Source organism: Veillonella sp. ICM51a (assembly GCF_000524355.1).
Lineage (GTDB): Bacteria > Bacillota > Negativicutes > Veillonellales > Veillonellaceae > Veillonella > Veillonella atypica.
The window spans coordinates 1-10659 of sequence record NZ_JAPX01000017.1 but is presented as its reverse complement, the minus strand read 5'-3'; the positions used below and the strand labels follow the sequence as shown (position 1 = coordinate 10659).

Sequence of the window (10659 nt, the reverse complement as noted above, 5' to 3'; positions counted from 1 at the left end):
TTTTACCTTGAATTTATAATCTAAGTGCAACTAAAAAAGATTCATGGCTTTCTGATAAAATAGTGTTTGCAAAGACATCTAAAAATCAGGAGGAGCCATGAATCATTATACTCATTTTACACTAAAAGAGCGCGAAATTCTAAAACATTTTATTGATATAGGAAAAAATCAAACAGAAATTTCAATTTTACTTGGGAAAAATAAATCGTCTATATCAAGAGAAATCAAAAGAAATAGTCAAAATGGCGAGTACATACCTTGTGAAGCCCATGACAGATATAAAAATAGACGCTTTAATTGTAAACCAAGAAAAAAGCTAGATAATCCAAGTCTATATGAATGTGTAAAGAATTTATTTTTGAGACATCAATGGTCTCCGGAACAGATCTCCTCTCGATTGAAATTTGAAAATTCAAGCTTCACTATTAGTTACAATACAATTTACAGGGAAATATATAATGGTCGTTTTGATGAAAAAGAATTATCACATGGAAATAGAGGAGTTGTTCGCAAACTACGACATCGTGGTAAAAGTCGTCATACAAAAAATTATGAAGAAAGACGTGGAAAAATTCAAATTAGTAATTTAATTACAGATAGACCAGCTCCTGCAAATAATCGAGAACGATTAGGTGATTGGGAGGCTGATACAGTTATGGGGCAGACTGGTAAGGCTTGCTTAGTAACATTAACTGATCGAAAAAGTAGGTATCTGCTATGTAAAAAAATTGCAAAAAAGAATGCATTTTTAGTCAAACAAGCGATGATTAAGCTTTTAAAAAATCAACCTCTAGAAACAATAACTCCAGATAGAGGGAAAGAGTTTTCTAAACATGCAGAAATTAGTCAGGAGTTGAATTTAGTAGAATTTTATTTTCCATTTCCACATCATCCTTGGCAAAGAGGAACAAACGAAAACACCAATGGATTGCTTAGAGAATATTTCCCGAAAACTGTGGATATTAATCAATCAGATAGCTATGTTGAAGCAAAAATGAAAGAAATAAATCTTAGGCCGCGCAAATGCTTAAATTGGAAAACTCCATACGAGGTTTATCATTCAGTAGAGTTGCATTTGACTTGACAATTCAAGGTATAAAAAAAGCCCATCATCGATGGGCTTTGGCTCTATAAAATTATAAAGCGTTTACTTTAGCTGCAAGGTTGGATTTTTTGCGAGCTGCAGTGTTTTTATGAAGTACACCTTTGGAGGCTGCTTTATCAATTACGCTAGTAGCTTGAACAAGTGCTTGTTTTGCTTCTTCTACTGCGCCTGCTTGAACAGCTTCAACGGTTTTACGAGCTGCTGTACGGATTTGAGATTTCACAGCGGCGTTTTTCGCACGACGTTCAGCATCCGTTTTTACGCTTCTAATACTGGATTTAATGTTTGGCAATTGAGTCACCTCCTTAAAAATCGTTTCTTATACCTGAATGATTATATCATACAAGATATTGTGACGCAAGGATTATATTACACAATACGACTATTTCATAATATCTTTTAAAAATGATGTGCCTACTGCATATGGTGAAAGTCCAAAGTTCGCCAATACGGTTTGTCCTATATCACCAAAACTATGGCGTAAACCTAAATTGATGACCCCTTTCATACTTGGACTATAGGCAAGTAATGGAACATGTTCACGCGTATGGTCTGTGCCATGCCATGTAGGATCATTACCATGGTCAGCTGTGATGATAAGCAAATCATCATCTTTCAATAATGGTAATAATCCACTTAATTGGTAATCAAAATCTTCGATGGCACGTTTATAGCCTTCTACGTTACGGCGATGACCATATAAACTATCAAACTCTACAAGGTTTACCATCATGAGGCCACTTTCAAAGGAGGAACCTAATAAGTAAGGCACCACATTCATGCCGTGAGCATTCGATTTGGTTGGATAGCTTTCATCCCATCCGACATGAGCATAAATATCACCAATTTTGCCGACGGCTACCGTAGGAATTTGAGCAGATTGTAATTTCTGTTGCACCATGCGGTGTTCAGGCATACGGCTATAGTCATGACGATTCGAGGTACGTACAAAATGACCTGGTTTACCTACAAACGGACGAGCTATGATACGACCTACATAATAATCACCAATGCATACTTTGTTACGCGTAATTTCGCACATACGATACAAATCCTCTAAAGGAATCACATCCTCGTGTGCTGCAATTTGAAACACAGAATCGGCAGAGGTATACACGATTGGTTTCCCCGTTTTCATGTGTTCTACGCCAAGGCGCTCGATGATTTCAGTACCAGATGCAACCTCATTACCAAGATAACCATATCCAGTTTCTTTGGTGAAAGTATCCATTAACTCCTTAGGGAATCCATCGTAAAATGTAGGGAACGGAACCGTAACAGGATGGCCCATCATTTCCCAATGACCACTAGTTGTATCCTTCCCTGTGCTGACTTCCTCCATTTTCCCATAAGCACCCATAACAGGTGTTTCATCGGTCTTAATATCAGCAATATTGGCCAATCCCAAAGAACGCAATGTAGGACAATGAATCAAACCTGCAGTTGCTTCGATATGTCCTAATGTATTAGCCCCTTCATCATTAAACTTTGCCGCATCTGGGGCATGACCAATGCCAACAGAATCCATAACTAATATAATGATTCTTTTATACATAATAACTCCTATTGTAATATTCAACTAAAATATTACGTGCTATACTACCATTAAGAGCCAAGTAACGTGAGTTAGGGAATAAAAACGCCTAACGTATGAGGTATCCTACCACCTCAACACGTTAGGCATCATCATATTTCCGTATTTTAGATGAGCCTAACGCTAACAGCACGTTATTTGGCTCTCTTTATGTGTTAATTATACTATATATAATTATGAAAATAAAGTACTACTTAAGATAAGGCATAGCTAACATTAGAGCTGCTAAGGATTTACTATCCTTAATTTGCTCAGCCTTGATAGCCTCTAGCAGTTCAGGTAATGTAAAGTACTCAAGCTCTACATATTCATCAGGATCCCAGTTAGTTTCACCCATGGTGAGGTCTTTTGCTAAGTATAGATGTAGTACTTCATTACAGAAACCAGGACTTGTTGCAATAGTTCCCAATGGAATCCATTGATTGGCGCGGTAACCTGTTTCCTCTGCTAATTCACGTTTAGCACAGTTAATAGGTTCTTCGTTAAGGTCTAGTTTACCTGCTGGAATTTCAAGTAAAGGCTGTTGCAAGGCATAACGGAATTGACGTTCCATCACAATTTTATTGTCTTCTGTAACAACTACGATTGCTGTAGCACCTGGATGATGGACAACTTCACGCCACGCATCATTTCCATTTACATCAGCTATATCATAGGTAACCTTAATTAGTTTACCATCAAACTTCATTTCGCTAGATTTTTGTACTTCTTTGCTAATTGCCATACTTAATTCCTCGTATATATAAAATGATTGTTATAGTATAAAACCTACAACTCATTATAGCACAAATTAATTACACCAAAAGAAGGTTCCTACTCGTCATATTGTGACTAATAGGAACCTATTTTAATGAGATTATATAAATATTACGCTACCTTTACATAGCCTTGTAATACTGTATCTACAATACTACATTTAGCATCTAATTCGGCTTTAAGTGCCGTTTCAGGATTGACTTCTCTAGATACCACCATATCTACGATAGATTTAGAGAATCCAGATACGAGAATAACACCACTCGGATGCATTTGTACAGGAATTGTATTATGCGCATAGACCGATACATTCCAGAAAATGAGCCGTGGCATAGTATACCCAAAGGCTTCAAATTTCTGACGACATGATTCAATAACGGACGTGTTATCCTCATGCTTTGTAGCCTGATCAAACTGCATATCAGAAATAATGAGGCACGCTGAAGGTAATTCCTCTTGACGTAGATGATTTTTAACAGCTGTGTCGAGAATTAAGTCAAATGTTGCCTCTATATCCGTATTGCTGTAATCGTCAAAGCGATGCAATCGTCTAAGCTTATCTCGCAAAGTTTCACACATCGAAATGTCTACCATCTGAGGGCGATTGCTAAAGGTAATGAATCGATTTTTAAAGGATTCATTCTTATTATGCTGTGCACAATACAATGCAATCGAATCTGCTACGCTAAGTGCAGTAACGGAACTATTACCTGATAGTTGTTGCCCCATAGATCCAGACCCGTCGCGTATAACTAAGATATCATCATAATCCTTAGGCGATTCTTGGGCATGCCATAATTGCTCTAATGTTTCATCATACGGTCTTAAAATATTCCTCCAGCAACTATTATTGTCTATATAGGATTGTACAATATCATATAAGAACATAGAATTAGCATTAATCTTAACAGAATCATCGCCCTTTTCTAATGATGTAAGATACGCCTGGCGGCGTTCTTCATCATGTTTTAAGAAAGCATTACGATATTTAAGATTCGCCTTTGATGGCACATGATTATAATTAATATCGTTCCATTGGTTGAGAGAAGCCTTGCGATCTACCACCGCTAGATGTTCGCGCAATCTAGACAGAGTTTTACGGTACTCTCGTGCACTTAGATGTAACAAGGATTGTAAAATAACTGCTTCAGAACGTTTTTGCTTAGACGATGTATTATTGGATGGCATCCATTTAGCTAATAAACTAATTGAATCGCCTAGTCCACACGCCATTACATCGCGTCTAAACTGATTAGCTATTAACGCCCCTAGTCCATCGTGTAAGATACCACTTGTAGTATCAAAAAAGATGTGTAACACATCATCCCAACGGCCATACTTCCATAACTCGGTGCCGATGATGAACTGCAATGCCATCTCTGGATACAAGTCACCAATTTTAGTGAGCATCATGCGAAATACATCACGCTCGCCAAGACCTAACTTAATATGGCGAGCATACATAAGCCATTTCATGGTATACAGAGGATCTTCATCGTAGGATGTAATAAATAAACGTAATGCTTCCACAGCATCCATAGTGCGATGTGCGCCATAGAAATATCGGTCATTTTTACTTTTACCATAAAAATCAACCGCAACTTGACGCAATGCAGGCACAGAGAAATTAAGATCCACAAGAGGACTGCCACTCGTATGATACGCAGTACCATCATTAGCGGTATAAGATTTTTCATTGTTTGTTAAAGCGTTCATAAATGTATTCATAGTTCATATCTCCTTGGCATATAAAAAACCGCTGCGGATTATCACAACGTAAATTTTGAAAGCAAAATAAACAAGACAACCATAAGCGGTTACAATACAAAGTTCAAGACAATTACTAACCTCACTGAGGCTAAGGATAACTAGACACGATACTCTAGACCAAAGGGTCTCCAAAATCACTTTTTCTGGTTAAATCATCGAAGATTGCTGCTAGTGTCTAACCTTATGAATCGTTTATGAACGATAACTATGAAATTATACTAGATTCTATACTCATCTTAATCAAGTTATGTATGTGATAGGATTGCTGTTAGAATCTAAGTCTTTCTGTTCTATATGTTGGTGATTTCTTTCACCTGATGATGTAATTATAATACACGCACCCGTGTGTGTCAACAATTATTTTTTAATATTTTACTTTTTTTGAAAGTTAGAACTAGCAACACATATTTTACTGCATTGCTAGTCCACTACAGTTACTACTAATACTCTGCCTCAACGCGCCAAATTTCATCAGCTAACCATTTCTATGGTCCGCGTGATGGTCGTAGAAATCTTTCGGCCATAGAATGCATTATTTATGATTATTTATATACGTAATAATATCATCTAAAGAAATATTTTGATTCTTGCCTCGTAATAATCGCCATACCTTTCTAACTAATTTATAGAACAAATATAACCCAGCCAATGGCCAAAATACACCAAATGTTTTTTGTTCAAATGGATTCCGTGGATGAGGAAAAGGTCCAGGCATAGGTCCTATAATATTAGGCCAATTGTGTTCATGATACACCCCTTCAGGATGAACACCAGTTTTATTTCTATTGGTAGAAATATATTCCACTACATCCTCGTATAATTTAGGGTCTTCTTTTTTTAAACTTTCAAGAGCTTCTTTAATAACATCTGTTTTCATACCATACACCTCTATGCTACAAAATAACATTAGAATAACTAACTGATTACATGTATATTGTACAAAAGTTCATGCGTATAAAATGATGCATCAAAATTAAACATCTTATAAAGATGTTTATTCTCAATAGTATTTCCAACGATTAGTTCTAAAAAGGACCTTATAATAAATGTTATAAAAGCATAATAATTAAACTATATATATTTATAAATTACTGCCTCCCCTTTAGAAGTTTCATTTAAAATGATAATTAGTATTGAATTTATAAAATAGTTGAGTTCATAATTTAACTATATTATATATGCCTATAAATTTCCGTTTTCAATAACGTTACAGACTCATTATCACTTAAACCAGATTGTTTAAATAATTCACAAACATATCTAAAAGAGTCTACTAAAGTATAAATAATTGATTGTACCACATTGTACATTTGAATATACTCATCCTTTTTATTACGAGTAGAAATATTCACTTTATTAACAATATAATCTAAAATTTCTTTTAAATCATATGCTTCTTTATAAATAGAATCCGTTTCTAAAATATACTCTGAAAAAATACAATTTTCATTATAATCAGATAACGCTGTATCTTTAAAATATATATTTTTATAATTTTCAAATTCTCTTAATACCGCGTTAAAAGAATCTCTTACTTTTCTAAATTCAGATTGATTTAATGTAGACATAATATCATCCTTTCTAAATTTATATAAATTATTTACCAATCGCTATAATCGTCATCCCCAATAAAAGCTATAGCTGAATAATTACCTAACTCTGCAGCTTTACGTAATAAACTACGAGCTTTTTTTCTACGCACCTCCTTAGTCATTTTCGATTTTAAATATTTATTATCAGATAAATACTCCATTGCTAACCAATACATAGCATCTACATTACCATTTTCAACTGATCTTAAATACCAATAATAGGATGCTATTAGATTTTCCTTTACTTTATAAGTATAACTAAATAAACGTCCTAGTAACCACTGCGCTTCGGAATCATTTTTTTCGGCCCCCATAGTAAGATAATGAAAATACCTTGAAAGATTTTTATATATTTTATCACCATCATAAAACTTTTTGGCTAAAGTAGTTATGGAACTATAAACACCATTACGGAACGATGCTTCATATAGTTCAATATATGGAGACTTATCATCTTCCCCATTGGACTCACTCCAAAGAATATCTGCTAAATTTTTTTGAGCTTTACCAACTAATAAAGAATTATTACCATACTGAATTATTTTCTCATAATTTTCTTTAGCTAAATTAATTGAATGTTCAATTCCTAATCCTTTCTCATACATTAAACCTATTAAATAATGTGCATTATAATTCTTTTGCTCTAAACAACTATTTAATAAATCCCATGCAGTAGAATAATCTTTTTCAACCCCATAACCATCAAAATAACATTGTGCTAATTCATATAAAGCATCTATATTACCCGTATCCGAGCTTTCTTTAAACGTTTTATAAGAAAGATCAGCATCACCATTATTTCTTGCGTCTATAGCTTTTTGATATAGTTTTAAAGCATAAGAATCTAATTCTAATCGTACAATTTCCTCATTTGAATCTATTGATACATTCTCTGACACCACTTCGAAAGTATTAATATCTTGATCACTCTTATTCATTCTACAAGAATAGTTAAAATTGTATAGAAAATCTAAAATCAAATTATATGCTGTAATTGAGTGATCAATATCAACATAATGGTTATATATTACATATGATTTAATTAACTCACGCTTCAACTCAAAATCAGATAACATATTGTCATTTATTTTCTTACAAACATCTATTAAATAGATATCCTTACTTTCAAATTCACTTAATCGCTCAAATGTATTCAATATAATAAATGATTTAGATAAATCATCTGATAAATTATATTCTTTATTAAAGATAAATATATTATTTAATTCAGAACTAGAATATATTTTTAATAAAGCTTCTAAATAATTAAATTCTAAATCAAAGTGAATATTTAGATTGTCTAATGCTACTCGTATCATTAACAAGTCTGATTGACTCCAATTCCCCTGTGTTAAATCATAGAAATCTTTAATAATACACACTATTTTAGTTAATTCATCTAAATCTTTATATTTAATACCATTGAATTCTTGATAACGTAATGTTGATAACCATTTTAATAGCGCTATATCTCTATCATGCTTTTCTATCTTCTCAGATATAGCAATCAATCCTTCTCTATAAGTCGATAAAAATAGCCTTAAATTTTTATTAATATTATTGATTTTAGTATTTAAATCTTTTATATGAAAGTTTAATCGATTATCAATATTTGCAATCACATCTAAAGTTAACAATTGTTCTTCTGCTATTTTTTGTAACATTTGTTGTGCCAAATATAAAGCTTTACCTCTATTACTTCTAATTTGATCAGCCAACTTTCTATTTGATCCACTTATAGCTCCTATTAATCTCTTTAAGGGCCCTTTATTAGTTAATTTTTCTTCAGCTGTTTCAGCTTCAGTCAATAATGCAATACTATCAAATACCATTCTATTAATAATTACTTTATTATCAGAAAACCGTCTTACAACTCTATCTATTTCATTATTAATAGAGTCACTATCAATTCTATTAATACTTTTATCTAAAATATTTATCTTATATCCCATGAATTTGTTCCTTTAGTTTATTTAATTCTACACTAAAATCTATTTCATTTTTTTTCAACTCTTCGTTTATTATTTCTAATTCAGTACCAAACGTTTTTCGCCGATTTTGAATTTTATATAACATCATTTCTTTTTGATTCCTAATAATATTAGATTGAGTTGCAACATAAATTCCTTTCATTGCTGCTACTTTTGAAATATCTCTATCTAAGATTTTTTTTGCAATTTCTTGTGGATTACTCTTTACAATTGAATCAATGGAAAAACTTCTATTTTCAATTTTAATTAATACACGACTTATACTCTTTGTTAAACTTACTTGATCTGGTATAAGAATATTAGTTCTCCATATAATTACTGAAGTAATACACTTCTCAACCAGTTCATCTGCAAATATTATCCTATCTTTAGATGCATACATTTCTAGTAATTTACTATATACTAAACACCCTCTAAGAACTTCAACTACAAGATCTAACTCACATTTACTTAACAAATATTCATTAGCTAAAACTGTTAATCTACTATTTACAATCTCAATAAGTTTAACAGCATCATCTTCTATAAATTGATTTAATAATCTTCTCATAGCCTCAGAGCTTAAACCGGTTCCGATAATACTACCAATAATAACTCCTACAGGGCCTAATGGTGCAAGTAATACACCTACTACACCTCCACCTATCAATCCACTAACTAATGTTGTGACCTCTTTGAAAAGCTGTTTTCCTGATATTTTTCCTTGTGCATAATGAAAAATATCATTACTACTTAATACTAATACAGTCACTACTTGAGTTATAAAATTACCTCTCAATAATTTAGCTAAATTTTTACTTGCAGCAGCACCATAAATAGGTGCACCATCTCTTATCGCAGCAAGTAATTGTTTTCTAACTGTACTAGGCAGTAATTTAACAAGCTCATTAGATGGTTCAATCAATAAATTACTAACGCCTGTTTTCGTAATTTGAGATGAAATAACCGAAGTTACAAAAGTAATCCCACCCGCTTGTATACCAGAATACATAGCTATGTCTAATGCGGTATCTAAATCTTCACCATTCCATAAAGCTCTAGCTAAAACAATAGTGGATGAAATACCTGCTGCACTTAAACCAATAACTGCACCATGAACCGCATCGAACACAAGCGACTCTACTGTTCCAGCCTTTGCAATATTGATAGCCTGTTTTAATGTAATATTGCCTTTTCTGATAATTTTTGATGCATCCTTAGGATTTTTACATCCAGGCACTTGCCCTTTTCTAATTTTTTCTTCCATAATTCGAATAGCTTCATCATATTGATCAGATGGTACTTCTAATTGCATTGGGTTTCCATTACTATCCAAGTAACGATATTTACCATTCTTAAATCCTGAATTTACAGAAGCATTAGCATTTTGGCAATATTTCGTTTGTATAAGTTGTCCATCAACCATTCGATCTGGACCATTCTTAGCATTATCATCACCAAGTATTTCTGCATTTCTCCCATTTATCGTGTCGTATAAATTATTACCTTGTTCCGCAGCATATCCATGTCCTTGTCTGCCATTAAACCTAAGTAATTTATCATTATGAGCTATCGTTTCATTTTGGCTATAATATAAATCTTCTTTCTTTTTCTTGTCACTCATGATATCCCCTTACATTTTTAGTTATATAGAAAAAATATATGAAATGATATTAGTTAATTACATTGCCACTTCATCTATATTTCATCTTATATTTTAATTCTTTCTAACTAATTTTGCTATAGTTGATAAGAACATTATATAAATTATAATACGTAATTTTTTACACCTTGAATTTATAATCTAAGTGCAACTAAAAAAGATTCATGGCTTTCTGATAAAATAGTGTTTGCAAAGACATCTAAAAATCA

At 32.8% G+C, this 10659-nt stretch carries 9 protein-coding genes; 1 reads left to right on the top strand and 8 read right to left on the bottom strand.

Features of this window, described 5'->3' with window-relative positions:
* The first annotated feature begins 97 nt into the window (after nt 1-97).
* Nucleotides 98-1084: an IS30 family transposase gene (locus HMPREF1504_RS02130; protein ID WP_038122762.1), complete on the top strand. Its 987-nt coding sequence runs from the start codon at nt 98-100 to the stop codon at nt 1082-1084.
* A 52-nt stretch (nt 1085-1136) separates the two neighbouring features.
* Here the strand turns inward: HMPREF1504_RS02130 and rpsT are convergent, their stop codons facing one another.
* From rpsT to HMPREF1504_RS02090, 8 genes are all read right to left on the bottom strand, one after another.
* Nucleotides 1137-1397, bottom strand: coding sequence for a 30S ribosomal protein S20 (rpsT, locus tag HMPREF1504_RS02125; RefSeq protein ID WP_005378787.1), 261 nt, complete (start codon nt 1395-1397; stop codon nt 1137-1139).
* A 90-nt stretch (nt 1398-1487) separates the two neighbouring features.
* Nucleotides 1488-2660 (bottom strand): phosphopentomutase, encoded by a 1173-nt coding sequence (locus HMPREF1504_RS02120; protein ID WP_038123052.1) that lies wholly within the window; start codon nt 2658-2660, stop codon nt 1488-1490.
* Between the two features lie 229 nt (nt 2661-2889).
* A complete protein-coding gene (locus HMPREF1504_RS02115; RefSeq protein ID WP_038123051.1) occupies nt 2890-3423 on the bottom strand; it encodes an NUDIX hydrolase in 534 nt (177 codons plus the stop codon).
* A 143-nt stretch (nt 3424-3566) separates the two neighbouring features.
* On the bottom strand, nt 3567-5183 hold the full coding sequence (locus tag HMPREF1504_RS02110) for a DUF2828 family protein (protein WP_038123048.1): 1617 nt from the start codon (nt 5181-5183) through the stop codon (nt 3567-3569).
* Between the two features lie 574 nt (nt 5184-5757).
* Nucleotides 5758-6102 carry a hypothetical protein gene (locus HMPREF1504_RS02105; RefSeq protein ID WP_038123047.1) on the bottom strand — a complete coding sequence of 115 codons (345 nt, stop codon included), beginning with the start codon at nt 6100-6102 and terminating at the stop codon, nt 5758-5760.
* 295 nt (nt 6103-6397) lie between these two features.
* Nucleotides 6398-6793 (bottom strand): hypothetical protein, encoded by a 396-nt coding sequence (locus tag HMPREF1504_RS02100; RefSeq protein WP_038123045.1) that lies wholly within the window; start codon nt 6791-6793, stop codon nt 6398-6400.
* Between the two features lie 32 nt (nt 6794-6825).
* The gene (locus tag HMPREF1504_RS02095; protein ID WP_038123043.1) at nt 6826-8769 is read right to left on the bottom strand and encodes a tetratricopeptide repeat protein; all 1944 of its coding nucleotides are present in this window, start codon (nt 8767-8769) and stop codon (nt 6826-6828) included.
* Nucleotides 8759-10411 (bottom strand): hypothetical protein, encoded by a 1653-nt coding sequence (locus HMPREF1504_RS02090; protein ID WP_051411660.1) that lies wholly within the window; start codon nt 10409-10411, stop codon nt 8759-8761. The genes HMPREF1504_RS02095 and HMPREF1504_RS02090 overlap by 11 nt, the downstream gene beginning before the upstream one ends.
* Nucleotides 10412-10659 lie beyond the last annotated feature (248 nt).

Coding starts and splice junctions, on each gene's coding strand:
- HMPREF1504_RS02130 (WP_038122762.1), top strand. CDS start 98: ATGAATCATTATACTCATTTTACACTAAAAGAGCGCGAAATTCTAAAA.
- HMPREF1504_RS02120 (WP_038123052.1), bottom strand. CDS start 2,660: ATGTATAAAAGAATCATTATATTAGTTATGGATTCTGTTGGCATTGGT.
- HMPREF1504_RS02115 (WP_038123051.1), bottom strand. CDS start 3,423: ATGGCAATTAGCAAAGAAGTACAAAAATCTAGCGAAATGAAGTTTGAT.
- HMPREF1504_RS02110 (WP_038123048.1), bottom strand. CDS start 5,183: ATGAATACATTTATGAACGCTTTAACAAACAATGAAAAATCTTATACC.
- HMPREF1504_RS02105 (WP_038123047.1), bottom strand. CDS start 6,102: ATGAAAACAGATGTTATTAAAGAAGCTCTTGAAAGTTTAAAAAAAGAA.
- HMPREF1504_RS02100 (WP_038123045.1), bottom strand. CDS start 6,793: ATGTCTACATTAAATCAATCTGAATTTAGAAAAGTAAGAGATTCTTTT.
- HMPREF1504_RS02095 (WP_038123043.1), bottom strand. CDS start 8,769: ATGGGATATAAGATAAATATTTTAGATAAAAGTATTAATAGAATTGAT.
- HMPREF1504_RS02090 (WP_051411660.1), bottom strand. CDS start 10,411: ATGAGTGACAAGAAAAAGAAAGAAGATTTATATTATAGCCAAAATGAA.